Source organism: Stenotrophomonas sp. AGC87 (assembly GCF_057333975.1).
The window spans coordinates 109,914-136,493 of sequence record NZ_JBHFHW010000021.1; the positions used below are offsets into that span (position 1 = coordinate 109,914).

General features: G+C 63.1%; 25 protein-coding genes and 8 tRNA genes. 20 read left to right on the forward strand and 13 right to left on the reverse strand.

Annotated elements, in window-relative coordinates:
- The first annotated feature begins 5 nt into the window (after window positions 1-5).
- The 16 genes from ACE026_RS08225 to ACE026_RS08300 all read left to right on the forward strand — a co-directional run bounded on the left by ACE026_RS08225 (window position 6) and on the right by ACE026_RS08300 (window position 17,021).
- The gene (locus tag ACE026_RS08225; RefSeq protein ID WP_486038643.1) at window positions 6-3,182 is read left to right on the forward strand and encodes a hypothetical protein; all 3,177 of its coding nucleotides are present in this window, start codon (window positions 6-8) and stop codon (window positions 3,180-3,182) included.
- 47 nt (window positions 3,183-3,229) lie between these two features.
- A complete protein-coding gene (locus ACE026_RS08230) occupies window positions 3,230-6,103 on the forward strand; it encodes a phage tail fiber domain-containing protein (protein ID WP_486038644.1) in 2,874 nt (957 codons plus the stop codon).
- Window positions 6,104-6,130: 27 nt separating this feature from the next.
- Window positions 6,131-9,808, forward strand: coding sequence for a tail fiber domain-containing protein (locus ACE026_RS08235; RefSeq protein ID WP_486038645.1), 3,678 nt, complete (start codon window positions 6,131-6,133; stop codon window positions 9,806-9,808).
- Entirely contained in the window at window positions 9,808-10,296 is a 489-nt protein-coding gene (locus tag ACE026_RS08240; RefSeq protein ID WP_483006960.1) for a hypothetical protein, read from the forward strand. The genes ACE026_RS08235 and ACE026_RS08240 overlap by 1 nt, the downstream gene beginning before the upstream one ends.
- 26 nt (window positions 10,297-10,322) lie before the next feature.
- Window positions 10,323-10,592 carry a phage holin family protein gene (locus ACE026_RS08245; RefSeq protein ID WP_319623768.1) on the forward strand — a complete coding sequence of 90 codons (270 nt, stop codon included), beginning with the start codon at window positions 10,323-10,325 and terminating at the stop codon, window positions 10,590-10,592.
- Entirely contained in the window at window positions 10,589-10,837 is a 249-nt protein-coding gene (locus ACE026_RS08250) for a hypothetical protein (protein ID WP_486038646.1), read from the forward strand. The genes ACE026_RS08245 and ACE026_RS08250 overlap by 4 nt, the downstream gene beginning before the upstream one ends.
- Window positions 10,838-12,511: a phage terminase large subunit gene (terL, locus tag ACE026_RS08255; RefSeq protein WP_319623770.1), complete on the forward strand. Its 1,674-nt coding sequence runs from the start codon at window positions 10,838-10,840 to the stop codon at window positions 12,509-12,511.
- A gap of 9 nt (window positions 12,512-12,520) precedes the next feature.
- Complete coding sequence (locus ACE026_RS08260) at window positions 12,521-12,676, forward strand: hypothetical protein (protein WP_483006962.1); 156 nt, start codon at window positions 12,521-12,523, stop codon at window positions 12,674-12,676.
- On the forward strand, window positions 12,673-13,122 hold the full coding sequence (locus tag ACE026_RS08265) for a lysozyme (RefSeq protein WP_486038647.1): 450 nt from the start codon (window positions 12,673-12,675) through the stop codon (window positions 13,120-13,122). The genes ACE026_RS08260 and ACE026_RS08265 overlap by 4 nt, the downstream gene beginning before the upstream one ends.
- Complete coding sequence (locus tag ACE026_RS08270; protein WP_486038648.1) at window positions 13,119-13,439, forward strand: hypothetical protein; 321 nt, start codon at window positions 13,119-13,121, stop codon at window positions 13,437-13,439. The genes ACE026_RS08265 and ACE026_RS08270 overlap by 4 nt, the downstream gene beginning before the upstream one ends.
- Window positions 13,436-13,891, forward strand: a complete 456-nt coding sequence (locus ACE026_RS08275; protein ID WP_486038649.1) for a hypothetical protein — start codon at window positions 13,436-13,438, stop codon at window positions 13,889-13,891. The genes ACE026_RS08270 and ACE026_RS08275 overlap by 4 nt, the downstream gene beginning before the upstream one ends.
- 482 nt (window positions 13,892-14,373) lie before the next feature.
- Window positions 14,374-14,574, forward strand: a complete 201-nt coding sequence (locus ACE026_RS08280; RefSeq protein WP_319623775.1) for a hypothetical protein — start codon at window positions 14,374-14,376, stop codon at window positions 14,572-14,574.
- A gap of 1,144 nt (window positions 14,575-15,718) precedes the next feature.
- A complete protein-coding gene (locus ACE026_RS08285; RefSeq protein ID WP_483006965.1) occupies window positions 15,719-15,880 on the forward strand; it encodes a hypothetical protein in 162 nt (53 codons plus the stop codon).
- 146 nt (window positions 15,881-16,026) lie between these two features.
- A complete protein-coding gene (locus ACE026_RS08290; protein WP_486038650.1) occupies window positions 16,027-16,302 on the forward strand; it encodes a hypothetical protein in 276 nt (91 codons plus the stop codon).
- The gene (locus tag ACE026_RS08295; protein WP_486038651.1) at window positions 16,295-16,717 is read left to right on the forward strand and encodes a hypothetical protein; all 423 of its coding nucleotides are present in this window, start codon (window positions 16,295-16,297) and stop codon (window positions 16,715-16,717) included. Before ACE026_RS08290 ends, ACE026_RS08295 begins: the two co-directional genes overlap by 8 nt.
- Window positions 16,718-16,847: 130 nt before the next feature.
- A complete protein-coding gene (locus tag ACE026_RS08300; RefSeq protein WP_486038652.1) occupies window positions 16,848-17,021 on the forward strand; it encodes a hypothetical protein in 174 nt (57 codons plus the stop codon).
- Window positions 17,022-17,219: 198 nt separating this feature from the next.
- On the opposite strand, the gene ACE026_RS08305 is transcribed toward ACE026_RS08300, so the two are convergent.
- Window positions 17,220-17,669, reverse strand: coding sequence for a hypothetical protein (locus tag ACE026_RS08305; RefSeq protein ID WP_486038653.1), 450 nt, complete (start codon window positions 17,667-17,669; stop codon window positions 17,220-17,222).
- Between the two features lie 156 nt (window positions 17,670-17,825).
- Between ACE026_RS08305 and ACE026_RS08310 the strand changes: the two genes are divergently transcribed.
- Window positions 17,826-18,428 carry an antirestriction protein ArdA gene (locus tag ACE026_RS08310; protein ID WP_486038654.1) on the forward strand — a complete coding sequence of 201 codons (603 nt, stop codon included), beginning with the start codon at window positions 17,826-17,828 and terminating at the stop codon, window positions 18,426-18,428.
- Here the strand turns inward: ACE026_RS08310 and ACE026_RS08315 are convergent.
- A complete protein-coding gene (locus ACE026_RS08315) occupies window positions 18,425-19,375 on the reverse strand; it encodes an AbiTii domain-containing protein (protein WP_486038655.1) in 951 nt (316 codons plus the stop codon). The genes ACE026_RS08310 and ACE026_RS08315 overlap by 4 nt on opposite strands.
- Before the next feature lie 872 nt (window positions 19,376-20,247).
- Between ACE026_RS08315 and ACE026_RS08320 the strand changes: the two genes are divergently transcribed.
- Both ACE026_RS08320 and ACE026_RS08325 read left to right on the forward strand, forming a co-directional pair.
- Window positions 20,248-20,619: a hypothetical protein gene (locus ACE026_RS08320; protein WP_319623785.1), complete on the forward strand. Its 372-nt coding sequence runs from the start codon at window positions 20,248-20,250 to the stop codon at window positions 20,617-20,619.
- A 65-nt stretch (window positions 20,620-20,684) separates the two neighbouring features.
- Window positions 20,685-21,929, forward strand: coding sequence for a tyrosine-type recombinase/integrase (locus ACE026_RS08325; protein WP_486038656.1), 1,245 nt, complete (start codon window positions 20,685-20,687; stop codon window positions 21,927-21,929).
- Between the two features lie 60 nt (window positions 21,930-21,989).
- Here the strand turns inward: ACE026_RS08325 and ACE026_RS08330 are convergent.
- From ACE026_RS08330 to ACE026_RS08370, 9 genes are all read right to left on the reverse strand, one after another.
- A tRNA-Leu gene (locus tag ACE026_RS08330) sits at window positions 21,990-22,076 on the reverse strand.
- Window positions 22,077-22,185: 109 nt separating this feature from the next.
- On the reverse strand, window positions 22,186-22,452 hold the full coding sequence (locus tag ACE026_RS08335) for a hypothetical protein (RefSeq protein WP_486038657.1): 267 nt from the start codon (window positions 22,450-22,452) through the stop codon (window positions 22,186-22,188).
- Between the two features lie 196 nt (window positions 22,453-22,648).
- Window positions 22,649-22,724 (reverse strand) — tRNA-Lys (locus ACE026_RS08340).
- A 161-nt stretch (window positions 22,725-22,885) separates the two neighbouring features.
- Window positions 22,886-22,961: transfer RNA gene (locus ACE026_RS08345), tRNA-Lys, on the reverse strand.
- A gap of 161 nt (window positions 22,962-23,122) precedes the next feature.
- Window positions 23,123-23,198, reverse strand: a tRNA-Lys gene (locus ACE026_RS08350).
- A gap of 161 nt (window positions 23,199-23,359) precedes the next feature.
- Window positions 23,360-23,435, reverse strand: a tRNA-Lys gene (locus ACE026_RS08355).
- Between the two features lie 80 nt (window positions 23,436-23,515).
- Window positions 23,516-23,592, reverse strand: a tRNA-His gene (locus ACE026_RS08360).
- 35 nt (window positions 23,593-23,627) lie between these two features.
- A tRNA-Arg gene (locus ACE026_RS08365) sits at window positions 23,628-23,704 on the reverse strand.
- A 45-nt stretch (window positions 23,705-23,749) separates the two neighbouring features.
- A tRNA-Pro gene (locus ACE026_RS08370) sits at window positions 23,750-23,826 on the reverse strand.
- A gap of 178 nt (window positions 23,827-24,004) precedes the next feature.
- On the opposite strand from ACE026_RS08370, the gene ACE026_RS08375 reads away from it, so the two are divergent.
- Window positions 24,005-24,763, forward strand: coding sequence for a Bax inhibitor-1/YccA family protein (locus ACE026_RS08375; protein WP_486038658.1), 759 nt, complete (start codon window positions 24,005-24,007; stop codon window positions 24,761-24,763).
- 47 nt (window positions 24,764-24,810) lie between these two features.
- Here the strand turns inward: ACE026_RS08375 and ACE026_RS08380 are convergent, their stop codons facing one another.
- Window positions 24,811-25,734 (reverse strand): LysR family transcriptional regulator, encoded by a 924-nt coding sequence (locus ACE026_RS08380; protein WP_486038659.1) that lies wholly within the window; start codon window positions 25,732-25,734, stop codon window positions 24,811-24,813.
- A gap of 63 nt (window positions 25,735-25,797) precedes the next feature.
- Window positions 25,798-26,496 (reverse strand): cysteine hydrolase family protein, encoded by a 699-nt coding sequence (locus tag ACE026_RS08385; RefSeq protein ID WP_486038660.1) that lies wholly within the window; start codon window positions 26,494-26,496, stop codon window positions 25,798-25,800.
- Window positions 26,497-26,580: the final 84 nt, after the last annotated feature.

Below are 26,580 nucleotides of genomic sequence, written 5' to 3' on the forward strand. Positions count from 1 at the left end.
CCCGCATGTTCGAGAACCTTCCCGGCGCTGACGAGACCAAGCTCGCGCCTGCGCGCCAGCAGTCCGTCGTGGATGCCGTCCGCGAGAACAAAGCAGCCCGAGAGGAAGCGCAGCGCCGGAAGGACCAGACGACCGTGTGGGACGGTATCGGTGCCGCGCAGGTCAAAGGCGGCATCGGCTTCATCGACCGCTTCGTTACCTCCCTTGGTTTCGAGCCGACCCCCGACTACCGCATTCCTACCGACGCGCGTAAGCGCTGGGAAACGCTGGGCCTCCGTCCCGAGCAGTGGGAGCTGTTCGGTAAGGCCACCTCCGACGAGCATCTGAGCTACCTGGAGAGCATCGCCTTCCAGAACCAGATGGCGGACGAAGACCTGGCGCAGTTCGGCCTTGGCGGCAACATCGCGCTGGGCCTCACCGACCCGGTCGCCACCGGTATCGACATCGCCTCCGGTGGCCTCGGCTATGCCGCCAAGGCTGGACGTATCGCCAACATGGCTCGCTCTGGCCTCCAGGCGGCGGCCGTCACCACGGTGGTCCAGGGCGCGTCCATGCAGTACGACCCGTCCCAGCACCTCGAAGACTTGGCTCTCAACGCCGCCACTTCCTTCGCGTTCGCTGGTGCGCTGGGCGCGCGGCGCGGCGCGCTGTACGACGGTGACGTCGATCCCTCCCGAGTCAAGGAGCTGGCCACCAGCACGTTCGGCAAGGACTCTCTGTCCGCTGCCCGTGTCGCCAACCTCCCCGAAGACCGTACCCCCGGTATTTCCCCGCTGCGCGAGGGAACCGACCGCGAGGTCGAGTTCGCCGACAAGGCGCTCACCAACGCGCACATCGCCCCCGCCTACGCCAGTATCCGCCGCGACCTAGCGGCGCGCATGGGTAAGGCCAAGTCCACGCTGGTCCGCGAGGCGGGCCGTGGCCTGTTCCGCGACGGCGTCGGCTATACCGACCGCTCCATCGCCGTGCAGGAATCCGCCACCGAGTTCTCCAAGCGCCACCTCGGCACCCTGGAGACCGAATGGCGCGGCACGTCCAATGCGGCATGGGCGGACTTCAAGGACCGCACCGGTACCCACTGGTGGAACTACGGCGCTCGCCGCCAGTTCAACGAAGAGATCGGCCGTGCTGTCCGCGGCGACACCGACGTCTCCCCCGAAGCCATCGAGGCCGCCCAAGGCGTCCGCCAGACGATGCGCGATGCGCTCAAGCTCGCGCAGGATTCGGGTCTCGACGGCTTCGACAACATCCGGAACAACCCCAACTACCTGCCGCGCTACTGGAGCGAGAAGGGCTTTCAATCCCTGTTCGGCGAGAAGGGCCTGACGTTCGATCAGGTCCGCGACGGTTTGGTCAAGCCCGCCATGCGCAAGGCATGGGCCGCCCTCGCTGACGAGGGTGATGAGATCGACGATGAGCTGCTGTCCGCAGTTTCCAATAGCTACCTCAAGCGCGCCCAGGCGAACTTCGAGGGGGATGGCGGCGCACTACTGGTGCGGCCGCTCGATTCCGACTCAGTCGAGGAGATCGAGAAGATGCTGGCGGAAGCTGGCGTCGCCCCTGTGCGGATGCAGGAGATCATGGGCAACCTCGAACGCAAGACCTACGAGGCCAGCAAGCTCGCCCGCGCCAAGCAGCGAATCGACCTGGACGAGAACTTCGCAACCACGTTGACCAACGAGGCGGGCGAGGCGATCCAAGTGAAGATGAGCGACCTCTTCGACAATGATGTCGAGTCGGTCATGGCCCGGTATCTCCGCGAGGTGACCGGCTGGTCCGCCCTGTCGTCGAAGCTCAACGTCCGTAATCGGGCACAGCTCGACCGCTTCCAGTCCAACCTCAAGCTCGACGCCAAGCGCGCCGGGGATGACGTGAAGGACCTGGAGCGAATGGTGGACATCGGCATCAAGTCCACCTTCGGCCGATCCACTGAACTTGATCCAGCATCCAAGGGTTCGCGCTATGCGCGTGCCCTCCGCAACTGGAACTTCTCCCGCGTGATGAACCAGGTCGGCTTCTCGCTGTTCGCGGAACTCGGCCCCACCATCGCCCACGCAGGCGTGCGGAACTTCGTTGATTCCACGCTGGCCGCCAAGGAGTTCCTGATCCGCGGTGCGGACGGGAAGCTCACCTCTAAGGAGGCCAGAGTGATGGAGTCGCTGTTCGCACCTGGCACCGACTGGCTGCGCAACCCTCCCTTCATGCGGATGGACGACGACGCCCTCGCACCGCCGACGTTCGGCAACAACCGGTTCGGGGTCGGCTTCGACAACGCCCTCAACGGTGCCTCCCACGTCACCTCGGTGATGTCTGGCATGGCTCCTGTGAACACCATGCTCCAGCGAATCGCCGGACGGGCAACGATGCTGCGGATGCTCGATATGGCGAACGCCAAGAAGCTGAGTACGGCCGAGGTGGCACGTCTGCGTTCCTGGGGACTTGACGAGAAGGCCCAGGCTGACCTGTTCGGCTACCTCAAGGGTAAACGCAAGATCGACCAAATCGACCCGAACGCTGTCTCGTTCGAGACCAGGGAGCGCATGGCTGCATTCCTGTTCCGCGTATCGCGTCACCAGGTTCTCGAAGGCGACGCATCGGATTCCATCGAGCTGATGCACTCCACCGTGGGGCGTTTGGTCACGCAGTTCCGCAGCTTCATGGTCAACAGCTACACGCGCCACTTCCTCAATTCGTTCCACCACTACGACGATTGGCGGACCTACATGATGGTCACGCTTTCGGCGTCGGCGGCCGGCATGGGCTGGGCGGCGCGCACGTACATCAACACCATCGGCAATGAGGAGCAGCGGAAGAAGCAGCTCACCACCGCCAACTTCTACAAGAACAGCATCGCCCAATCGAGCTGGTCCACGGCCATCCCGTCGATCACCGATTTCGTGTGGGCCGACACTCTCGGCAACGACCCTATCTTCTCCAACAACCGCTCGACCGGCTTGTCCAACGGAATCATGGGCATCCCCACGCTCGACCTGGCAAACCGCGTGTATGGCTCCAGTCGAATGATCGGCGCTGCCATCAAGGACGACGAGCAGATCACCGAGAAGCAGATGCAGGACTTCTGGAAGATTTGGGCCTTCAACAACATGACAGGCGCACGCAACCTCGCCGACTACGCGATCAGGGAGAACTTCCCGGACCGCAAGGACGGCACCGACAAGTAACACCACCCGAGGCCCCGAAAGGGGCCTCGCCCTTTTCTGAGGATTCGATGCAAGAGCAAGCACGCGGACTGTCGTTCGTCCGGTTCGAGATCGGACCTGGCGACGCGCTCCGGCTGAACGTCCCGTTCCCCTTCATTGACCGCGACCATGTGCGCGCGTTCGTGGGGAAGGAGGACGCTGAACGTCAGGTCTCACTGACCTGGCTTGACGCAACTACCGTAGAGCTGCCGTCCCAGGACGGAATCCTGGACGCACCTTTCGTCGTCCTGCTGCGTCGATTCACCCCCATCGGTTCCCCGCTGATCTCCTACAAGGACGGCGCGAACCTCCCGGCACGCGACCTCAACAAGTCCATTCGCCAACTGCTGTACGCCCACCAGGAAGCTGCCGAGTTCGGCACCGGGGGCAATGGCGGCGGCGGTAATGGCGGAGGGCCTGGCACCGGCAACCCCGACATCAACGTCATCATCGACGGTGTCATGCGCTCCCCTGCACTCCAGGACCTCCTGACGCGCATCGACCTGATTGATATGAACGCCGAAGTGGTGCTGGAGGAAATTCTCCGAGCGCACGAGGCCAACCGGATCGACCTCGAATACTTCGAGACCCGGCGCGACTTTCACGACGTGAAGCGCGACTACGGCGACAAGATCAGCACCGCTTACACCCGCATCGAGCTGGTGGAGGAGGCCGCTCAGGTCATCGCCCGCGAGACAACCGAACTGTTCGCGCGCTTCCAACAGGCGGGCGTGGACAACGCGGCCCGATTCCTGGAAGTGAACGAGGCCATCGCAGACGCAAACAAGGCCATCGTCACCGCGACCACCGAGCTGCACGCGCAGATCGGCAATGGCGACGATGCCGTCTCCGCCGCCCTCAACCAGCGGATCGAGTCGGTCAAGGCCACCACCGACGAAGCCATTGCAGAGTCGGCGCGCCTGCTGGGCGTCCAGGTGGGCGAGAACCGGGCGCAGATCGAGCAGAAACTCCAAGCCCAGGCGGACAAGACCTCCGCATCATTCACTGCGGTGGACAACAAGCTGGCGCAGGTCGAGGACAACTTCGCCCAGGAGATCAACGAGGTAAACGGTCGGGTGGATTCAACCAACGCCGACGTAACCCGCGTCTCCGGGCAGCTCGCCCAGGTGGGCAAGGACCTCGCCGCCGACATCACCAAGGTCAACACCCGCGTAGACCAGACCGGATCTTCGGTGGAGGCCCTACGGACCACCACGGCTCAGTGGCAAGGCAACATGGCCGAGACGGTCACCGCACTGCGGCAGAAGGCCGATGCCACCCAGGCAAGCCTGGAGAACACGCAGACCACCGTGACGAAGCACGGCGAGAACATCGCCGCTACCGAGCAGACCCTCCAGTCAAACGTCACCGCGACGGGTGCGAACACCTCCTTCCGCACCGCCCTGGCGGCCCGATTCGGGACCGACGTGGGCAAAGGCATTCAGCAGGAGATCGACAAGACTGAGTCTGACGTCACTGCTGCTGTGGATACAAAGATCGCCGCCGAGGCATCCGCTCGCGGCGCGCTGGCGTCCCAGCTCACCACCCTCCAGACGACCACGGCACCCACCTACTTCGGTGCCTCCGCACCCACCGCCCCTACTGGCGGGTTCAAGGTGCCGTCGTTTTGGGTGAAGACCGGCCAGACCGGTGCATACCTGACGTATATGTGGGATGGCTCCGCCTGGCGGAAGGCCGACATCGACGCAGCGTCCCCGACCGGTGCGCTGGTTCAGCAACTCCAGTCCACCAAGATCGACGCGGCACAAGCCCAGGCCATCGCAAGCACCCAGGTGCAGGCATTCAAGGACGGCGCGTTCGCCACGCTCCAGCAGAACTTCTCGGTCGTCGCAGGGGAACACTCCGGCATGTACGGCCAGTGGCAGGCGAACTACTCGGTGAAGATCAACGCAGGCACCGTAAACGGGGTGCCTGTGGTCGCCGGTATCGCCCTGTCGGCCAACCCGCAGACGGGCAGTGACTTCATCGTCAGCGCCGACCGATTCGCCTTCGTCCACCCGCAGTACACCCAAGGCGGCAACCTGGCAAACGTGAAGTACCCCTTCGTGATCGGCAGCGTTGGCGGCCTATCCACCGTGGGCATCCAAGGTGCGCTGGTGGTGGACGGGACGATCACCGCAGACAAGATCAGGGTGAACAACCTGTCGGCCCTCACGGCCAACGCGGGCACGATCAACGGCGGCACGTTCAAGACGCACACTCTTGACGCGAACGGAAACGTGGTGAACGCCAACGAGTTCCGCGCCGAAATGTCCAACATCGGCGACTTCCCCCTATGGGTCGGCTCCGGTGGCAAGGATGGGAACAACGCAGTCTTCTACGTGGACCGCGGTGGCGGCGCGAAGTTCGCCGGGCGCGTCAATGCGCCGAACGTCGTGGGGCAGTTCCAGTCCGCAACCGGCATTAGCTGGGGCGGCGCGACGAGCCTGTGCTATCGCTCGGGCAACAACTTCCTCGCCACGGGCGATTGGGTGCAGATTCATTCCTGGACGCTCGGTGCGCCTGTCCTGGCAGGCGAAGGGCACACGCCCTCCGTCTCCGTGACCGTGACCGCGAACCGCTTGGTCTATGGCCTCCACGTCATCCTGGAGGAGCTGCGGGACTCCTATTGGGCCGTCATCGCCTCCTACGAACCCGCGCTCTACCACTCGCTGGTCTCCGTGATGGACGGTACAGGCAACAGCTTCACCCACGCCGACTACTACACCTACGACAAGACCGTGACCCTGTCCGCCTCCGGCGCATGGACGGGCAGCACTCGGCAGTTCCGTGTCCGCGCGCGGGCCACCCCCGGATACCCGCAGGTCCATGGCTATGACGCCGCGAGCTACCCCGACTTCCAGATTGTGGGAGTGAGCGGCTTCGCCTTCGGCATTCGATAACCCACCCTTCAAGGAACCCTCTACCGCATGAGTACCACTCCCGGCTACGTCTCCAACTCCGACCTGGCTCAGCGCCTGTCGAAAGTCGTTGACCGCTGGAACACCCGCGAGAATCAGATGATCTCGCTGCTGACGCAGGAAGAAGGAACCGTCGTTGTGACGGACGGCCTCGGCGTCAACCACACCTTGCCGTCCTTCCCGCAGCTCCAGAAGGAGGTCAAGGGGATGACCAACGAGCTGACCGGCTCGGTTGCCCAGGTGCGCGAGATCGCTACCCTGGTGACTGGCCTGTCGGTAGACGCCCGGAACTCGGCCAACGACGCGGCCGACTCGGCGGAGGAAGCTGCGGCTACCGCAGACTCCATCCGCGACATCGAGACGACCACCACGTCCCACCGGGATGCTGCGGCGGCTTCGGCTGCTGCGGCGGAGACTTCGGCTGGCCGGTCGTCGGTATCGGCCACCAACGCTGCCTCGTCTGCGGGCCAAGCCGCAACCTCGGCTACCGCTGCTGCTGGCTCGGCCACTGCGGCGAACACCTCGAAGACCGCGGCGGCCACCTCGGCCACCAATGCCAACACGGCGAAGACCGGGGCGGAAACTGCGCGCACCGCAGCTCAAACCGCCCAGACCGCAGCAGAGGCGGCTTTGGCCTCCGCCCGCACTGTGCTGGGCGACACGACTGACGTGGCCGATCTTGTGGAAGCCGACGCTGCCGCCGCTGCCGCTTCGGCGACTGCTGCGGCTGGCTCTGCCTCCACGGCCGCAACCCAGGCCACCAACGCCAAGAACAGCGCGACCACCGCCAGCACCAAGGCGGGCGAGGCGTCTGGCTCGGCAACTACCGCCGCGAACCACGCCTCCGCCGCGTCCGGCTCGGCCGCTGCTGCGTCCACCTCGGCGCAGACGGCCTCCTCGGCGAAGACCGCGGCGGAAGCCGCACGCGACAAGGCCAACCTGTACGCGAATGCTCCGGCAGGCACCGAGGTATCGACCGGTGAATTCTCGGCGAAGCATTGGGCCGCCCAAGCCCAGGCTGCTGCTACTGGCTCCTTGATCTACATGGGGTCGTGGGACGCCAGCACTGGCAAGTACCCGGCGAACCCGGTGAAGGGCCACTTCTACAAGGTGATCGGCGAAGGCACGATAAGCGGCATCCACTGGCGTGTCGGCGATCAAGCGCTCTATGGCGTCTCCTGGGAGAAGATCGACAACACCGATCAGGTGTCCAGCGTCGCCGGTAAGCAGGGCGACGTCACGCTCGTGGCTGGCGACATTGGCGGCCTGGGCGTATTGGCGACCCGAAACGACGTGGACTTCAACACACAGGTCACCGGCAAACCTGCCACTTACCCGGCCTCCACCCATACCCACACCAAGGCGCAGGTCGGACTGGACAAGGTGGACAACACGGCTGACCTGGCGAAGCCGGTTAGTACCGCCACCCAAGCCGCGTTGGATGCGAAGGCGAACACCTCGCACACCCACACCATCGCCAACGTCACCAACCTCCAGACCGAACTCGACTCGAAGGTCCTCCTGACTTCGGGGGTGGACTGGCAGGCGGGCGTTAAGGACATCGCGGTCTATCGCGCGGGCGTTGCACAGAACGGTCTACCCAGCTCCTTCTCCATCGCCGTTTCCCTGCCGTCCCCCGACAGCGCCACGGGCATCGCCCTCGGTGCCTACTATGGCGCACAGCAGAAGTTCTACCTGCGCTCCCGCAACGACACGAAGGACACCACGGCGTCCGGGCGCTGGAAGGATTGGGTAGAGGTGTGGCATAGCGCCAACTTCGACCCGGCCACCAAGGCCGATTCGGCCCACACCCACGCCGTAGCGGACCTGTCGGACACCACGATCAGCTCGCCGGCGAACGGGCAGGTACTCAAGTACGACAGCACCAGTGGCAAGTGGACCAACCAAGCCGATGCCAACTCGACCTACTCGGTCGTGTCCTCGGCAGAACTCCAGGCTGGCACTGCAACCACCGGGCGGCTACTCTCCGCGTCCGTCCTCAAGGGCTGGGGCGATTGGAGGCTCGGCGGCTACGTAAAGACGGCTGACGCTCAAACCCTCACGCCGAATGCGGGCGGCCTGCTGCCGCTGGTATCTGGCGGCGACATCGACGCGGTCACTACCTCGACGGCGGCGCTCTATAACCAGTCGCCAACGGGAGGGCCGAACACGGGCGACGCCACGGTCCTGACCTGGAAGTATCAATCAGGCACCGGCCTGCAACTTCTGTCCAACCACGGCACCGCCAACAAGCTGTTCTACCGGACCTGCGCGACGACCACCAACGCGCCCTGGCGCGAGCTGGCGACACTGGAAGGGGCGAACACCTGGGCGGGCAAGCAGCACTACTCCGCTGGTTTCAGCGTCGGCAACGATCAGATCATCGACCTCGGTGCTGGCGCGATTGTCCGCTCCCCGTCCACCGGCTCCCTCGTCATCGCCGCAGGCGAAGAATCCATCTACCTGCGACCGGGCGGCAACACCGCGACGGCGGCGCAGGCCGTCCTCAAGCCAGACGGGAGCTTCACCGCCGCGCAGTTCGTTGGACCGCTGCAAGGCACGGCCACCTCCGCAAACTCTGCCGCGACTCTGACCACCGCGCGAACCATCAACGGCACCTCGTTCAACGGCTCGGCGAACGTCACGACCGCGAATTGGGGGACCGCGCGCAACCTGACCATCGGCTCGACTGCGAAGTCGGTCAACGGTTCGGCGAACGTAGCGTGGACTCTGGCGGAGATCGGGGCTGCTGCTGTGGCGCACTCGCACGCCATCGGCGACGTGAGTGGTCTCCAGGCAGCGCTGGACGCCAAGGCGGGAACTGCTGGTGCAACCTTCTCGGGGCAAGTCGTCCTGGGCAACGCCTCCCCCCTCCGACTCACCGGAATGGGTGCGGCAGGCGCGGTGTACCTGCATGGCACCAACGGTGCTGGCGACGACATTGCCAGTATCGCGCGCAACAACGCTAACAGCTCGTACAGCCTCCAGTGGAACGGGGCCGCGTACGTCACCTCCCGGCTTACCGTGGGCGACCAGCTCTACCTCAACGGTGGCTGGTTCCGCTCCCAGCAGTCCGGCACCGGCTGGTATCACGAAGCCCACGGCGGCGGCTGGATGATGCAGGACAATACGTACATCCGCACCTACGGCGGGAAGCGTGTCCTGATCGCGGGCGGCGGCGGTAGCGAAGGCGACTTGCGGCTGGAAAGCGGCTCGCCGACGATTGCCTGCTATGACACCGACCACGGGTCGTCGCACTGGCTTCACTGCAACGACAACAACCACGGCTTCCTCGCCAACAATGCTTTCGCGTGGTGTGCCTACCGTGACGCAAACAACAATTGGGTCGCTACCGGCAACATCGTTGCCTATGCGTCGGATGCCCGCCTCAAGAAGAACATCGTGGACGCTTCGGCGACCAAAGTGACCGACTTCTTCGACCGGTTCCGCGTCCGTGAGTTCGACTGGAACCCCAACGCAATCGCCCAGCTGAACCCCACGTTCAACCCGGCGTCGGATCACGAGATCGGCGGTATCGCGCAGGAAGCCGAGGACGTGTACTCGCTGATGGTTGCAACGCACGCCAACGGCATCAAGACGATCCAGTGGGAGAAGGCTGTGCCGCTGCTGATCGCAGAGGTGCAGTCGCTGCGCAAGCGGCTCGCGGTTGTCGAGGGAGGTGCCTAATGGCCCTCCCCGGCTCCGGTCCGATCTCCTGGGAAATGATCCGCGCCGAGTTCGGTGGCGGGTATCCGATCTACATGGACCAGTATTACCGGGGCCGCGGTTTGGTCCCGGACGTTCCCGCGAACTACGGCGTCCCCACAAGCGGACCGATCTACGCCTCGCAGTTCTATGGCGCGGTGAAGGCGACTCCGTTCACCGCGTCGCTCTCGCCAAGCTGGCTTTCCGGCCAGTGGCCGCAATCGACCAGCGGCTCAGTCAGCAGCGGATACAACGTGATTTGTTCGGGCGGCACCGGTAACTATTCGGTCGTCTCTCGCACTGTCACCGGTACGGCTGCCTCTCATGGCGGCAGTGGTCTCGGCGGTACGGTCAGCGCGACCGGCCGCAACACCAATCGCAGCGGGACGTTCACCGTCGTTGTCACTGATGGCGTCACGCAGCTCACTCTCACGGGCAACTACGACTACAGCTTCGGCGTTCCCCTGTAACCCTCTCGAAAACCTTCAAAGGACCAATGCACGACGAAGTCAAGCTGGTCGGTGCCCTCGCGGGCGCTGGCCTCATCGTGGGCATCGCCAAGATGCTCACCTCGAACGAACCGCTGACCTGGAAGCAGGCTTGCGGCCGAGCAGTTCTCTCCGGCGCTACCGGCGTTGCCGCAGGTGCCATCGTGATCCTCATCCCCGGCGTTTCCTTCGTCGCCCAGGTTGCACTCGCGTGCATCCTGTCGTCCCTGGGTGCCTCCGCCCTGGAGGCCCTGTTCAATCGCGTGGTGTCCAAGTGAGCCGCGCCGCGTCCATCGACAAGATCGCCGCAGTCCACTCGAAGCTGGCCGAGGTGTTCGAGGAAGCCCTCGACAACATCGACCCCAATGAGAAGGGCGCTGCGGCGCTGCTGAACGTCATCCGCCAGTTCGTCAAGGACAACGACGTGTCTGCCGTGGCGGCCCCCGGTTCGCCAATGGGCCGCGTGGCGGACAGGATGACGCAGTATCCGTTCGACCCCGCTCAGGATGGCCGACTGAACTAAGTGGAGGGCATCACCAGCCTCCACGTTCGCCATCCGTTCGAGGACTTCCGCAACTTCGCCTGGTACGTCTGGAAGGAGCTGGGCCTCCCCACGCCCACTCCGATCCAGTACGACATCTGCGAATACCTGCAAGCCGGACCGCGACGTCGCATCATCATGGCGTATCGCGGCGTCGGGAAGTCCTGGGTAACGGCGGCCTACGTCTGCTGGCTTCTCTGGAAGAACCCCCAGCACAAGATCATGGTGGTCTCGGCGAGCAAGGAGCGCGCTGACTCGTTCTCCGTGTTCGTCAAGCGCCTCATCGAAACGCTGCCCGAGCTGCACCACCTAAAGCCTCGCGGCGACCAGCGTAACTCCAACCTGGCGTTCGACGTCGGCCCAGCGCTGCCCGATCAGTCCCCCTCGGTGAAGTCCGTGGGCATCACCGGTCAGCTCACCGGCTCCCGTGCGGACACCATCGTGGCCGACGACGTCGAGGTGCCAAAGAACTCACTCACCATCGTGCAGCGCGAGAAGCTGGGCGAACTCATCAAGGAGTTCGACGCGGTCCTCAAGCCCGGTGGCGAGGTGGTCTACCTGGGCACCCCGCAGACCGAAGAGTCGATCTACAACAAGCTGCCCGAGCGCGGCTACGCAATCCGCATCTGGCCCGCTCGGTTCCCCAAGGACGCCAAGCACCGGGCCACCTACGGCGACCGCCTGGCTCCACTGTTGGCCGATCAGTTTGACTCTGACCCCAAGCGCCTCGCCTGGAAGAACGCGGAGTCCGTCCGCTTCTCCGATGAGGACCTGCTGGAGCGAGAGGCGTCCTACGGCCGCTCTGGCTTCATGCTCCAGTTCATGCTGGACACCACCCTGTCGGACAGCGAGCGCTACCCGCTCAAGCTCTCCGACCTGCTGGTCATGGACATCGACCGCGAGGTCGCCCCGGTCCGCACCGTGTGGTCCTCGGGCAACGAATACGCCCTGGACATTCCCTCGGTCGGCTTCACTGGCGACCGCCTGTACCGCCCCATGTACGTCGCTCCGGATATGGAGGAGTTCACGGGCAAGGTCATGGCAATCGACCCGTCCGGCCGCGGCGGCGACGAGACCGGCTACGCGGTGGTCTCGATGCTGCGAGGGATGCTCTATGCGCGCCGCGCAGGGGCGACCAAGGCGGGCTTTGACGATGAAGCCTTGGAGACTTTGGCGCACATCGCACGGGCCGAGAAGGTCTCGGTGATCCTGCTGGAAGCCAACTTCGGCGACGGCATGTTCACCAAGCTGTTCAAGGCCGTCCTGCAGCGCATCTATCCGTGCCCTATCGAGGAAGTGAAGCACTACGGCACCTCGAAGGAGAACCGAATCATCAACATCCTGGAGCCGGTGCTGAATCAGCATCGTCTGGTCGTTGATGCGTCGTTGCTCCGCACGGACCAGAAGTCCGACCAGAAGTACCAACTGTTCTACCAGCTCACCCGCATCACCCGCGACCGCGGTGCCCTCCGGCATGACGACCGCCTCGATGCGCTCGCAATGGCCGTGAACTATTGGGCCGAGCAGATGAGCCGCGACGTGACCGAGGAAGAGAAGCGGTACGCCGCCGAGCTGCTGGACCAGCAGTACGCCGACTTCATCCGGTCCGTCCTGGGCAACTCGCCCCACCCCACCAACTACCTCGACACGTACTAGGAGACCCCTATGTCGCACACGCTTGCTGCCTGGTTGATGGCCCTCGTGGCCGCTGCCCTGCTGTACCTGTTCCTCCGCCACCGCGATGACGACGACAACGACATCGACGGCACCCCCACGGCTCCCGTCACTGGCGGCCAGCTCGATCCCTACGCCCCGGTATGAGCCAGGCTGTCCAGCTCGCGCGCCCTCTGACGATGAAGTCGGAGGGTCTGCGCCTAGTGGCGTACCTCTGCCCCGCTGACAAATGGACCATCGGCTACGGCCACACCGGCCGTGACGTAAAGCCTGGTTTGCGCATCACCGAACAACGCGCTGTGGAGCTGCTGGAGGCCGACTTGGCCTCGGCCGCTACCACCGTCCGCCGCCTCGTCCGCGTGCCCCTTAGCGCGCCGCAGGAAGCCGCTCTGATCGACTTCGTGTTCAACCTGGGCGAAGGCAATCTCGCCACATCCACTCTGCTGCGAAAGCTCAACGCTGGCGACTATGCCTCCGTTCCTGCGCAGCTCCGCCGCTGGACCAAGGGCCGCGTAAAGGGCGTCCTCAAGGACCTGCAAGGACTCATCGACCGCCGCGAAGCGGAGGTCATTCTCTGGAACTCCAAACTGTGACCATCAAGACCATCTACAACCGCGCCATCGCGTTCCTGTCGCACGCCTATGGCACCACCAAGGGGCACGTAGCGCTCTCCCTCGGACTGGCCCTGGAGAGCTTCAAGGAGCGCCTGCGGGCGACCGCTGCACGCAGCTACGGTCACTACCTCGCCATCGTTATCTTGTTCCTCCTCCCCACCTTCTGCGCGTGGGTGCTGCCGGTCGGCCTGTTCGTCCACCTGCGGCGCTTCGTGAGCGAGGTGATCGACGACTTCCGCAGCATCGACTTGGAAGACTTCACCCGTCGCGCCTGGGAGCGCAACGTCCGCCGATGACGACCCTCGCCTACGACGGTCGCCTGGTTGCTATCGACAGCCAGGTGACTGCCGGGGGCATCCGCTACGAGGAGGACAAGTCCTACGCGGTGACCACCGACGACGGCAGGGAGCTGATCGTGTTCGGCGCGGGGACTTCCTCGGAAATCCAGCAGGCGGTCAGGGAGATCGCCGCTGGCGACGAACGCCTCTCGATGGGCGACTACTCTGTCCTCGTGGTCGGTCTGCGGGAGAACCCCGTGGCCTACTACGGCGAGGATGGTCTCGCCTGTGACGTCCGCCGCGACCTGTTCGTGGCCGGTAGTGGCGCACCGATCGCTCTGGCCGGAATGAAGGACGGGAAGACCGCCCCCGAGGCTGTCCTCATGGCTTGCACCACGGACCTCTACAGTGGACCTCCCGTTCGCACTTACGACACCCAACGTCGAACCTGGCTGAAACCCAGGCGGTAAGACCAAAGGTAGGGGGCGCAAGATAGCGCCCCCATTCTTTACTCGTCCGGGGAAGTCCCGCAGAGGCCGCATTCGGGGCCGTAGTTGGGATCGTAAGGACCTTCAATCGACACGATATGGTCGCTCTCTTCGCTAGCGCGGTTTTCCTTGATACACGACGGGCATACGTTGACCTGGGGGTACTGATCCGCGGAGCTGTCCGATGACATATCTCCTTCAATCACACAGACATTCCAACCATCTACCTCGCTCATCTTCCTTCCCCTTTAGTAGCGCCTCCATGGCGCAAAGCTATTCTGCCAGAGGCGCTAGGTCGAAGACCCTCTTGACAGGCGTGCTACCCTGTATATCTATAGTTCTTCTATATGTTTACCTAGTAGAACTATTCATAGTTATTCATCAACAAGGATAACTATGGATGGTCCTATGTACTCACGGTGTGTCCTACGTCCACCTGAGTCTCCACTTGTCGGATCACCACTATGCAGCGTCTCCTCCTGATCCTGCTGATCGCGGGCATGACCCCGATCAACCCCCTCATAGCGATCTACGCGCACGGCCACGGGATGACCTGGGCTGTTCCTCTGTGCGTCCTGTGGGGCTTCTCTGGTCTCGCCATGATCGCCTGGCGTGTATCCAAGGGCCGCGGCGGCCGAGCTGCTGTCCCCGACCCGAGGGACTGAGGGGGAGCAAATGTTTGCCGCAGATTTCCGAGGAGGCATATGACGATTCGGAACGCGCGCTTCACCCCCCGTAGGCCCCCAAGCCGTCCAGCGGCACCCCTGAGAGAACGCGCGCGTCACCTGTGCTGTCACCACCCTCGCTAACCCATTGATTGCAAAGGCAAACCACTGGATTACGTATCCAGTTCCAAGGGTATCAGCGGCCATTCAACGCCGCCACGCGCTGCAATCCATCCGCGTCTGTCTGTCCCTATCTGTCTTTTTGATTCGCCGACACCTGGCCCCCAGTGTGTCCACGTTTCGCCCTGGGCACACCTCGGCATACCACCGCCCTACCTGCGCCCACCACACGCCCACCACGGCCCGCCCTACGCCCACCACGGCCACACCTACCGCCTGCCCTATGCGCGCGCGTGTTGCCCTATACAGGCCGATTCAGACCCCATCCAACATTCTTGCCGAAAGGGGATTGACACCGCGTCCGGGATTGATCTAATCTAGTCCCCGTCGCAGCAACAACGCGATTCGGCAAGTCGAACCATCCCACTACGGGGAGGAATTGACAAACCGGGATGGAATGGCTAGGATAGCCCCACGCTGAAACGCTCCACCGCTGGCCGCGACACGGATAGGTCGCCATAGAGCCAATAGGGATAACGCTGGAGCGCCGAGGACCTACCGAAAGGCGTCCGAGGCTAGGCAAGAGGCATACCCGTTGCATCCCCTTAGGGGGATCAATGGACAGGTAGGGATGGATAGATGCGGCACGGACGCCGCCCGCCGGTTGCCCCGGTGGTGATTGCAGATCGGCATGGTGCCGAGACCCGCAGGCCGTGGAGTGCTGGAAAGCGCCTACTGCGAACACGCCTGTTACTGGCGAAGGTTGTCCCCTACCTAGGAGTGGGGAGTTACCGGGGGACTGGCCGACGACGGCGGAACCTAGGGATAGCGGGGAGGACTGAACGACTCCTCCCAAGCTGGGGCGCAAGGCCCCGACGCGATCCCCTAGGCCCGCATGAGGCGAGTCATACAGAAACCCCGGAAGCTGGCGACGGTTAGACGACACACACACCGTGTGGAGTCTGACCGCCAAAGGCCCTAGTGATTGGGGCTTTTGGTGGTCGGATTCACTGAGAGAACGACGATGGAACACATCGACTACAGCATGACCGCCCGCGACTACTTCGTGGCGGGCTGCATCCGCAAGGCAATCCGGGAACACCGGGCGCGACTGAATGACCTGGAGCGCAAGGCCCCCGACCGCGACACCAAAGCTGCGCCCGTTGCATCCCCGCATCGCAATTGATCCCCCGAGGTCACATGAGCATCCGAAAGCAAACCGTAGGCGGCATCACGTTCCTCCGCGTCTTCGTGCTGGGACGCGCCTACGTCTTTTCCTTCTGCCGCACCCGCAAGTCCCACGTCCTCATCGCCTGACAGGAGCTACCCAACATGGATACCAAGACCCTGACCTGCCCCCATGCGCCGATATGGCGGATCGAGCTGGACCGCCGCGAGGTGTTCCCGGATGACCCCCGCGCTGGCACCCCGGCAATGCTGTACGGCCCCCGCGACTCCTCGGCGACCTTCTTCTGCGCCCTGGACACCGAGGAGATCGGAACGGGAGACGGCAGCTACATCGACGTGCCACGGTCGGTGCTGGATTGGATGAGCGCGCAGGAGTTCGTCGTCGCCGCCTTCCTATTCGTGGAGGTGGCCCATGACTGAGCTGCGCACCTACGGCACCCGTAATGTCTTCCTCCACCGCGACGGCCACTACCACGAGGAGCTGGCCGCCACCGCCATGACGCCGCAACAGGCCGAGCGTTTCGCCGAGGACGTAAACCGCGCCATCAAGGCCACCGACTTCGACCCCATCGACCTCGCGTTGCTGGGAGCCGGATGGCACAGCGCGAGCGTGCCGGTGACTATCGAGGTCGGGGAGTTCCTGACCGACGTCGCCCGGATGCTGCATCGCCTGTTCGATGAACTGTGCAAGCCGGACGGCTTCCCCGGCGTATTCGGGTACGAGATCGCCGAGCCGCTGGGAGCGCGACTGGCCGACGAAGCCGACCCCGAACTCACCACCGCCGAAGCCATCGCCCGCGAGTGGATCACCGCCGAACTGGAGCGCGCCGCATGACCTTCACCTGTCGCCGCGAGCGCGGCCGCTGGCTCCTCCGCTGTAACGGCAGCGTGGTGGGCTTCTTCCCGACGCTGGGCGCGCTTGTCGCCGCCCGCCTCACCCTTCCGCTACACTCAGGACAGAATACATGAGCCGCCGAGGTTCCCATATGGACGCCAGTGTCGCCCGGAAGACGGACGCTGAAATCGCCAAGCTGATCGCCGAGACGGCCAAGATCAATAGCGAATCGCGTTGGTACCCGTTTATGGTGGGGGCTGCGTTCTTCGGCGCTGCTGCGGCGTTCGCAAAACTGTTCCTATGACTAAACATCAGCCCCCCTCAAACCAAAGGCCCCAACTCTTTCGAGCCGGGGCCTTTGGTGATAGTCTAACAACTGGATATGGGTGTTATGTGCCATATCTAGATCCTCCTCGCAGCTCAGTCCCTGCTGCATGGGTCAGGCCTCACACCTGAGTTGAATGGCAGTCCGAGTCACTGCGAATGTCTCGGGCTGCCGCTTTTACGGTTTTAGACTCCACCCTTCCTTCCTGTTAGGGACGAAGCGGTCATCTTTGGACAGAAGCGCCGAGATGGTAAGCGGCTTATTAGCCCCGCCGACTTCTATACCGGCCTCCTCAAGTTCTTTGAGAAGCTCCGAAGTCTTCATCGGAAATCCAATTTCAAGTGCTTTTGCACAGAAATCCGTGATCCTTTCTTTCTGAGTTCTGGCCCAAGGACCAGGACGCGCCGGGAGAGAAGGAAGGGGAGGCAGGGGAGGAAGCGATGTCATTGATGAATTGTGCGATGACGCGTTCCGCTCCTTCAAAAAGCCCAAATCCTCCGAGACCTTCAAGAACATGTGGAGCTTGTTGGCTCTTGTCTCCAGTGCCTGGCGGCGAGAATCCAGCTCCCTTAGCTCTTGGCTGATGGATGCGAGTTCTTGCCGCGCGGTGGTCATGAGGTCGTTCATGAAGCGAATCATACACACGATTGCTGGTTTTCATATGCCACTCTTTTCGTCATTTATCTAATATTCATATTGGCAGTGTCGTCAATAACAGTATTGTCAAACTTTCGTTACAGAACTGGGGCCGCCTACAGCGGCCCCTTTTTTTGGATTGAGCCCATGAAAATCTACGTGGCCTGCCTGGCCTCCTATAACAACGGCGCACAGCACGGTGACTGGATCGACTTGGAAGGCTTGGACGCCAGCGGGTTGCGCGAGGAGATCAGCACCATCCTGCGCGAGTCGCCGCACCCAAATGTGCGCGTACCCTGCCCCGATTGCGGGTCGCACTACAACGAGGCCGCAGCACTCAACGCTGCTTGCGCGACCTGCAACAACGCCGGCAGTGTTCCCAGCGCCGAGGAGTGGGCGATCCACGACTACGACGACCTGCCCGGCGAGTGGGGCGAGCATCCCGACCTAGACAAGCTGTGCGAGTTCGTCGAGACGCTGGAGGAGCTGGACGAAGACGAGCGGGAGGCGTTCATTGCCTACCGGGACAACGAGGGCGACCACGTTGACCTCGAATCCTTCCGGGACGCCTACGCAGGCAAATTCGATTCCTGGGCCGACTTCGCCGAGAGCCTGATCGACGAGCAGGGCGTGCTGCAGGACGTGCCCGCCGAGCTGGCGCGGTACTTCGACTACGAGAGCTATGGCCGGGACCTGCGGCTAGGCGGCGACGCCTACGAGGCCAGCGGCTACTACTTCTGGAACCGCTAGGAGAACCCCAGGCTCACCATTACTCCAACCAACTGCGGCAGGTAATTTCCAAGTGCCCCACCGGCAGCTCCTTCCAGGACCGCGCGCAACGAACGAAGGGACTGTTCGACGATGCCCTGCTTTGGCTGCTCGGACTGCAACTGCAACAACACAGTATCGGCATCAATGTTCACCTGCTCCGCTGCCGCATGGCCGGAAGCGGCCGATTTTATCGCGGTCAAAAGCTCCGTCAGGACCTCACGTTGCTCGGTCATTTGGAACGACTGAGTTCCAGAGGAAAGCTGTTGGATTTGCGAGTTATGCATCGAGCCAATGTGGTTCGTAATGTTTGTCACTTGCTGCGCCGCCTTTACTTCGCCGGGACTGAAAGATAGCCCATCTCCAACTATGCCTGCTGCCTCCAAATCAAGTGCCCACTGCAGTACGCGGCTCCTGACAGAGTCAAGTATCCGCACAAACATGCTGGCGGACATCACCATCGACGGCCGTAGGTTGTAGGAAATCATCTTGGTGAGGGCTTCAGTCACTTTGGCGTTGAAGCCCATTCGCACCATGCTCTCATTGCGAGCAATGATCGCCTCAATCTCGGCGACGCTCCAGCCTAAGTGGACCTTACAAACAATCTCTTGCATGTCCGCAGGCATTTGAAGTGCCTGATAGCCGCGCATGGGATTGAAGACCTGGGGTATCCCCTCCAGTACGCGGTAAGCCGGGACCTCTAGTTCCGCCTCATACCCATGCAGTTCCGAATTGATCCACTCCACGTTGCTTCTGACGTTGAGCTTGGTCGAGACGACGAGTGCCTTCCTGAGCAAGTCACTGACGGCCACGGTCGGCCTTAGCGCGTCCATCTGAATTTCTCTCACCAAGCTCGACATGACCTGCGCCCCTCCTTTGGGAACCAGATTATGCACCGAACCCTCGACCCTCACTTCGCTGGAGAACAAGCATGAAAACCATCATCGTCCTCTCGTCCCTCAAGGTCCGCCAGATCGGCCCCTTCCTCGTGATCGAGGAGGAGCTGGTCACCGCCGTGGTCGAACCCGAGCCTGACGAGGTCCGCCAATGATGAGGACCATCCGCTTCACTCACGAGGAGCGCCGCGCCGCTATCCGGGCAATGCTCGGCCTGATGCGGACCGGCGTGCAGTTCACGATGGCCCCCGAGGCTACCGGCTGGACACTCACCTATCCCGTCCCCAAAGACGCCCCGGACGGTTCACGGAACCCCACAGACCATGAATAGTTCATTCCCCGAGCTGGGATCAATCTCTCCCGTGGTACTAGACTATTGCGGTCGCGTCCTGCTCTGGTGTTGGACTTCGAGCGATGGACGGTGCCACTTGGCATCGTCCTTCACCTCCGACGACCAGGAAGGCAGTCTCACTCTATGAGAGACGCGAAAAAGAGAATGGCGCTCGCCCTGGTGCGGACCGGGCAAGCGCTCTTTCTGGTCGCCGTGGTTGGGGCCTTTGTGACCCTGGGGATGATGCTTGTCCTGCCCGCACTAAGTCGTTGAGTTCTAAACGTTTTAATGAGAGCGCAGCCGGGGATGGGCTGTGTTTTGCGGAGCCGCGTGCGGGGGTCTGGATGACCCCAAGCAGGCGGGCGTAGTACCTGGACAAGTACGTGAATGCATTCGGATATGACATCGACCTCGACTTCCGACCTGCCCCCTGGCAAAGGGGCTTTTGGATCGACAAAATCGGCAAACATGCCACCAATATTGGCCTCGGGCTTGTAATCCTTACGTTGCGTTGCGAAGATAGAACCTGATGGCTCCCTCGGGGGAACCATCCCCACTAGGAAATTGAGAAGCCATGAATCTCTCCCAGAAAGAACTGACGGTCATTTTGACCACCGCTCTGTCAGCATTTCGAGAGGAGATCGACGAGGACATCACAGCCACTCGCATCCTGACCTTGCTCACAGTGGTAGACGAGCCGGGTATTCAGCAGGTGGACTTGGAGAAGGCGCTTGGGGGCCTCTCTCCTTCGGCTGTTAGCCGTAACGTCCTCGACCTCTCGCAGATCAAACGCAATCGGGAACCCGGACCGGACTTCCTTGAGCAGCGTTCCGACCCTGCCTATCGCAAGCGCAACCTCATCTTCCCGACCGCCAAGGCTCTGCATTGGTTGTCCTCGCTGGCCGAAAGAGTCAGCCGGAAGATGGCGGCGAAGTTCGCCGCGTAAAGACCAACACAGCGTTACCCGAGGCCCGCCTAGTGCGGGCTTTTTCTTTTTCTGGAGACACAAAAATGGCCCTTCGCCTCAAAGGGACAGCGCCTAAGCATGGCGCACCCGATAAGCGCTACTACATGCTCGACGTGCAGGACGGATACCGGCGCGTGCGCCTGTCCACCGGCACCCGCGACCGCGTAGCAGCCGAGCGTAAGGAGCAAGCGGTCCTCGACGCCCTGCGCGATGACCCCGAGATCCCGGAGGACGCGCTGCGGGAACTCATCCGAGGCAAGACGCGCTCCGCGCAGCTCGCCGTGGCGAAGGCCAACGCCCGAGCGCGCACCCTCAAGGCCGCGATGGATGAGGCCCTGGCCGACCCGAACCATTGGGGCGGCAAGCGCTCCCTGGAAACCATCAAGATCAACTGCAAGGTGGTCCAGGCCTATCTCGGCGCGGATCAGCCGGTCAACGCCATCGATCAGGCCGCCGTGAACAACATGGCGAAGCGGATGCGCGAGGAGGGCGCGGCCCCCGCCACCGTCAACCGCAAGATGCAGTGCCTCCTCGCGGTACTGAAACGCGAGCGGAAGGCCGGGCGCTACGTGGGCGAGGTGCCTGAGTACCGGCTGGCCGACGAGCGCGACAACGCCCGCACCTTCGTCCTCACGGTGGACGACGAGGAAATGATCCTGCGGCGGCTGCTGGATTGGGACACCCTCCCGAACGGACCGGCCGGGGGACACCCTCGCGTGCGCGATGGTGCCGACTACCGCGACCTCTTCATCTGCCTGGCTGACCTGGGCTGTCGCATGAGCCAGGCCATCGGCATCCGCTGGTCTGAGGTAGTGGAGCAAAGCGGTCGCCTCCATGTCCGCTTCTGGCGGCACGAGACGCTCAAGAAGGGGCGACCCCGCACCCTACCCTGCACCGCCCGCGTAGCGGAGGTCCTGCGGCGTCGGAGGGAGGCCCACGGCACCACCGCCGAAGGTCCCTTCTCGATGCTCAATCGGACCAGGGCGACCCGCATGTGGCAGTGGGCCATCAAGGGGACACATCTCGCTAACGAGAAGGAGTGCGTGCCCCATGCGCTGCGCCACTCCTGCGCGACCCGCCTCCTGCTTGCGACCGGCAACATCAAACTGGTGCAGGAGTGGCTGGGGCACCGCGACATCCAGACGACCTCCTCGGTTTACGCCAAGGTCCTCGCCGAGCAATCGCTGCAAGGGATGTCCGCGCTGGAGCAATTCCGCCTTCCCGCCGCATCGAACGCACTAGGTGACGTTCCGAGACAGGGATCAATTGCCAAGTCGGGAATCCAATAGCACTACTAACCGTCGCCAGCTTATTTTTCAAAGGCTTAGGGCGATCCGGGCACGGCCAATTGGTGCGAAAGAGGGGACTCGAACCCCTACGACCTCTCAGTCACTGGAACCTAAATCCAGGGCGTCTACCAATTCCGCCACTTTCGCGAGCCTGCAAGCTCAGGCGCACATTGTTGCAGGCGCGGCCGGAAAGCGGAAGGTCGTCATGTTGCTTAACAAGGCGGAGAGCGGCGCATTGCCTCTCTCCGCCCGGCCTTCAGTGTGCGCCTACGGGACGCGCGGGCTGCAACCCCGGGTCGATCATGCCGGTGTGGACCACCGTCGGCAGGCGTACATCGGCCTGCGCACTGGCAGCCGGATGCACGGGGCGCACCTGGGCAGCAACCGGATCGCTGCGCACGACGGTGGTGGCGCGAGCAGCGATGTCTGCGCGATGCAGCGCAGCAGGTTCGTGGGCAGGCGCTGCGGTCGCGGCTCCCGCGCATGCTGCCAGCACGAGCGCGGACAAGGTGATGGACTTCATGGCGGGGCGTCTCTCGCTATGCGCCGTTGGCGCGGAGACATCAGTGAAGCGCGATCGCGTGGCGCGATCCGTGCGCTGGAACGCAGCTTGAGCAGGTGGCGTGACGCGATCGGCACTGGTTTCAGGGGGCTTTCAGCTTTGCGCCTTCGGCGCAGGCAAGAAAAAAGCCGCCTGGCGGACCAGGCGGCTTCTGTCTTGGTGGGCTGTCAAGGATTCGAACCTTGGACCTATTGATTAAGAGTCAACTGCTCTACCAACTGAGCTAACAGCCCGAAAATCGGGAGGCGAATTATGCAGGGTTTCCTGCGTGCGACGCAAGCGTTTTGTTTGAATGGATGGCGAATGACATCCGCAGACGCTCAATGACCAGGCCGTTCAACGCGATGTCACAAACAAGAAAAAAGCCACCGGGCGGACCCGATGGCTTCTGTCTTGGTGGGCTGTCAAGGATTCGAACCTTGGACCTATTGATTAAGAGTCAACTGCTCTACCAACTGAGCTAACAGCCCGAAAATCGGGAGGCGAATTATGCAGGGTTTCCTGCGTGCGACGCAAGCGTTTTGTTTGAATGGATGGCGAATGACATCCGCAGACGCTCAATGACCAGGCCGTTCAACGCGATGTCACAAACAAGAAAAAAGCCACCGGGCGGACCCGATGGCTTCTGTCTTGGTGGGCTGTCAAGGATTCGAACCTTGGACCTATTGATTAAGAGTCAACTGCTCTACCAACTGAGCTAACAGCCCGAAAATCGGGAGGCGAATTATGCAGGGTTTCCTGCGTGCGACGCAAGCGTTTTGTTTGAATGGATGGCGAATGACATCCGCAGACGCTCAATGACCAGGCCGTTCAACGCGATGTCACAAACAAGAAAAAAGCCACCGGGCGGACCCGATGGCTTCTGTCTTGGTGGGCTGTCAAGGATTCGAACCTTGGACCTATTGATTAAGAGTCAACTGCTCTACCAACTGAGCTAACAGCCCTGAAAACTCAGGCGCACATTGTAGCGTGTGTGCTGCCTTTTGCAACCCTGATTCACTTTCGGTGAACCAGTTTGAATCAGTGGGGTGGCTGAGGGGACTCGAACCCCCGACCACCGGAATCACAATCCGGAACTCTAACCAACTGAGCTACAGCCACCACTGAAAACCTTGTTTCCTACCGCTTGCACCGAATGGCGCGCCCGACAGGAATCGAACCTGTAACCGCCGGCTTAGAAGGCCGGTGCTCTATCCAGTTGAGCTACGGGCGCTCGATCCGGATTGTCGCATTCCAATCCCGATTTGAGCAGCGGGCTTGGTCGGGGTAGAGGGATTCGAACCCCCGACATCCTGCTCCCAAAGCAGGCGCGCTACCAGACTGCGCTATACCCCGGCGGTTTGTTTCCCTCCGGGGTTCCCCCCGAAAGAGCCGCCTATTGTGGGAATCGGCGTGGCATCTGTCAACGGTTTTCACACATCAATTCACATGTCGTCGTGACCGAGGGCCGCTTCCGCTATGCTCGGGTCAGCGGCCGGATGGCCGAACCCCTACCCCATCAAGGAGATTGGCAATGCGCAGCGGCAATCCCGCACTTTCCGAGTCGACCTTCCTCGACCTGGCCAGCGGCTCGGTCGTGGCCCGCCCCGACCAGGCGATGACCATCAACGGCACCGTCAACAAGACCGGCCTGCTGTTGCTGCTCACCGTGCTGACGGCCGCCTTCGCGTGGAGCCAGTCAGTCGATGCGAATGGCCTGCCTACCTCCAGCGCCATGCTGTACACGCTGGTTGGCGCGATCGGCGGCCTGGTGCTGGCCCTGGTGACCGTGTTCAAGAAGGAATGGTCGCCGGTCACCGCACCGATGTATGCACTCATCGAAGGCCTGTTCCTCGGTGCGATCTCGGCGATGTTCAATGCCAAGTTCCCCGGCATCGTGATGCAGGCGGTGATGCTGACCTTCGGCACGATGTTCGTGATGCTGGCGGTGTACCGCAGCGGCCTGATCAAGGTCACCGAGAACTTCAAGCTGGGCGTGGTGGCGGCAACCGGCGGCATCGCGCTGCTGTACCTGGCCTCCTTCGTGCTGAGCTTCTTCAACATCAACGTGCCGGTGATCCACGAAGGCGGCTGGATGGGCATCGCCTTCAGCCTGTTCGTGGTGGCCGTGGCCGCGTTGAACCTGGTGCTGGATTTCGACTTCATCGAAACCGGCGCCGAGGCACGCGCACCGAAGTTCATGGAGTGGTACGGCGCGTTCGGCCTGATGGTCACGCTGGTGTGGCTGTACGTGGAATTCCTGCGCCTGCTGTCCAAGATCCAGCAGCGCTGAGCCACACGCTCACGGCACGATGAAAAAGGCGCCTTGCGGCGCCTTTTTCATGTCTCGGGGATCACCGGCCGCAGTTGCTGGAGGGCCGCGTAATGCCGGGCCATGAATCCGGCCAGCGCGCGCACCTTCGGGGCCAGCTGGCGGGCATGCGGATACACCGCGTAATAGTGCCGGCGGCCGGCATGATGCTGCGGCAGCACCCGCACCAGCCGCCCGTGCAGCAGATCATCCTGAACGGTCAGGCGGGTGAACGCGGCAATGCCCTGCCCGGCCAACACGGCGGCATGCAGCGCGGGGATCGCATCCACGCGCAGCCGCCCCTGCGGGATGACATCCACCTGCGTACCGCGCGCGGAGGTCAACGTCCATGCCGACAGCGCGCGCGCGCCGGCAAAGCCGATCAGCGCATGCCGGGCCAGATCCGACGGCTGGCGTGGCAGTCCCCATTGCGCGATGTAGCGTGGCGATGCCACCAATACCATGTCGGTAACGGCCAGTTCGCGCGCCACCAAGGTGCTGTCGGCCAGCGGCCCGGCGATGCGCAGGGCCATGTCGAAACCGCCCCCGATCAGATCGACCAGGCGATCATCGCAGGACAGATCCAGCTCGATGCCGGGGTATTGTTCCAGGAAGGAAGGCAGCCATTGCGAGAGCTCCAGGGTGCCGATCACCAGCGGTGCACTGACCCGCAACAGCCCACTGGGTGCGTCGTGATCGGCCTGCAGGCGCTGCTCGGCCACCTCCAGCCGGTCCAGGATGTCCACACAGTCCTGGTAATACGCCCGCCCGGCTTCGGTCAGCGTCAGCCGGCGGCTGTTGCGATCCAGCAGGCGTGAACCCAGGTGTGCTTCCAACTGGCGCAGCTGCCGCGACATCGACGAATGGGTGGTCTCCATGCGCTCGGCGGCGGCGGTGAAACTGCCGGCATCGACGATGCTGCGGAACGCCTTCATGGCGGAAAACTGGTCCATCACGCTCCCGTGCAGCGGCCGGCACCTGTGGCGATGCCGGCAGCATAACAAGGCCGGTGGGGCTCAGCGGACCGGCAGCGCCAGGATCTGAGCGGTCCCCAGCACGGTGCCGTAAGTGTCTTCGATGCTGGCCAGCGCGGCGGCGTGCAGGCTGGCATGCCCGACCCGGCTGCCGTCGTGCAGGTCCAGGTCACGGCTGGCGGTGGCATCGGAGGACACGATCACGTTCAGGCCCTTCGGCGCGGCATCGCGGGCGGCGCCGGCGACACAGGCATGGGTCTGCAGCCCGGCGATGATCAGCGTATCGATCCCGGCCTCCTTCAGTGCCTGCTCCAGCACCGGGCCGGACGCCCCAGCGAACACGCTGACGTTGTCCTTGGCGATCACCCGCTCGCCCTTGCGCGGCTGCATCTGCGGGTGGAACTGGACCGTGCGGCCGCCTTCGGCGAACAGCGGCGCCCCGGCGGGAAGCACATGCTGGACGTGGATGACGGGGATCTTGTGGGCGTCGGCGAACTCCACCAGGCGGCGGGTCTGGGCCAGGGCGGCATCGCCATCGGGGATGGGCATGCGGCCGCCGGCGAAGTACTCATTCTGGACATCGATCACCAGCAGCGCGGTCTTGCCGGCCGGCAATGCGCTCGCGTCCTGCGCGCCCGCCATGTGGCGGATGGTCGGGTGGGCCGGCTCGGCGGCGGGCTGGGCGGACGCGGTGGCGACACCGAGGATGCCGGCCAGGCCGATCAGGGAGGCGAAGTTCATGGGAAAGCTCCTGCTGTGGTTGGGATGGCGTGCATGGTGCGCGCCGGATCCGTGCATCAACAGCCAGCTACCCGCACACCATCT

Coding starts and splice junctions, on each gene's coding strand:
- ACE026_RS08225 (WP_486038643.1), top strand. CDS start 6: ATGTTCGAGAACCTTCCCGGCGCTGACGAGACCAAGCTCGCGCCTGCG.
- ACE026_RS08230 (WP_486038644.1), top strand. CDS start 3,230: ATGCAAGAGCAAGCACGCGGACTGTCGTTCGTCCGGTTCGAGATCGGA.
- ACE026_RS08235 (WP_486038645.1), top strand. CDS start 6,131: ATGAGTACCACTCCCGGCTACGTCTCCAACTCCGACCTGGCTCAGCGC.
- ACE026_RS08240 (WP_483006960.1), top strand. CDS start 9,808: ATGGCCCTCCCCGGCTCCGGTCCGATCTCCTGGGAAATGATCCGCGCC.
- ACE026_RS08245 (WP_319623768.1), top strand. CDS start 10,323: ATGCACGACGAAGTCAAGCTGGTCGGTGCCCTCGCGGGCGCTGGCCTC.
- ACE026_RS08260 (WP_483006962.1), top strand. CDS start 12,521: ATGTCGCACACGCTTGCTGCCTGGTTGATGGCCCTCGTGGCCGCTGCC.
- ACE026_RS08265 (WP_486038647.1), top strand. CDS start 12,673: ATGAGCCAGGCTGTCCAGCTCGCGCGCCCTCTGACGATGAAGTCGGAG.
- ACE026_RS08275 (WP_486038649.1), top strand. CDS start 13,436: ATGACGACCCTCGCCTACGACGGTCGCCTGGTTGCTATCGACAGCCAG.
- ACE026_RS08280 (WP_319623775.1), top strand. CDS start 14,374: ATGCAGCGTCTCCTCCTGATCCTGCTGATCGCGGGCATGACCCCGATC.
- ACE026_RS08285 (WP_483006965.1), top strand. CDS start 15,719: ATGGAACACATCGACTACAGCATGACCGCCCGCGACTACTTCGTGGCG.
- ACE026_RS08290 (WP_486038650.1), top strand. CDS start 16,027: ATGGATACCAAGACCCTGACCTGCCCCCATGCGCCGATATGGCGGATC.
- ACE026_RS08295 (WP_486038651.1), top strand. CDS start 16,295: ATGACTGAGCTGCGCACCTACGGCACCCGTAATGTCTTCCTCCACCGC.
- ACE026_RS08300 (WP_486038652.1), top strand. CDS start 16,848: ATGAGCCGCCGAGGTTCCCATATGGACGCCAGTGTCGCCCGGAAGACG.
- ACE026_RS08305 (WP_486038653.1), bottom strand. CDS start 17,669: ATGAACGACCTCATGACCACCGCGCGGCAAGAACTCGCATCCATCAGC.
- ACE026_RS08310 (WP_486038654.1), top strand. CDS start 17,826: ATGAAAATCTACGTGGCCTGCCTGGCCTCCTATAACAACGGCGCACAG.
- ACE026_RS08320 (WP_319623785.1), top strand. CDS start 20,248: ATGAATCTCTCCCAGAAAGAACTGACGGTCATTTTGACCACCGCTCTG.
- ACE026_RS08325 (WP_486038656.1), top strand. CDS start 20,685: ATGGCCCTTCGCCTCAAAGGGACAGCGCCTAAGCATGGCGCACCCGAT.
- ACE026_RS08335 (WP_486038657.1), bottom strand. CDS start 22,452: ATGAAGTCCATCACCTTGTCCGCGCTCGTGCTGGCAGCATGCGCGGGA.
- ACE026_RS08375 (WP_486038658.1), top strand. CDS start 24,005: ATGCGCAGCGGCAATCCCGCACTTTCCGAGTCGACCTTCCTCGACCTG.
- ACE026_RS08380 (WP_486038659.1), bottom strand. CDS start 25,734: ATGGACCAGTTTTCCGCCATGAAGGCGTTCCGCAGCATCGTCGATGCC.
- ACE026_RS08385 (WP_486038660.1), bottom strand. CDS start 26,496: ATGAACTTCGCCTCCCTGATCGGCCTGGCCGGCATCCTCGGTGTCGCC.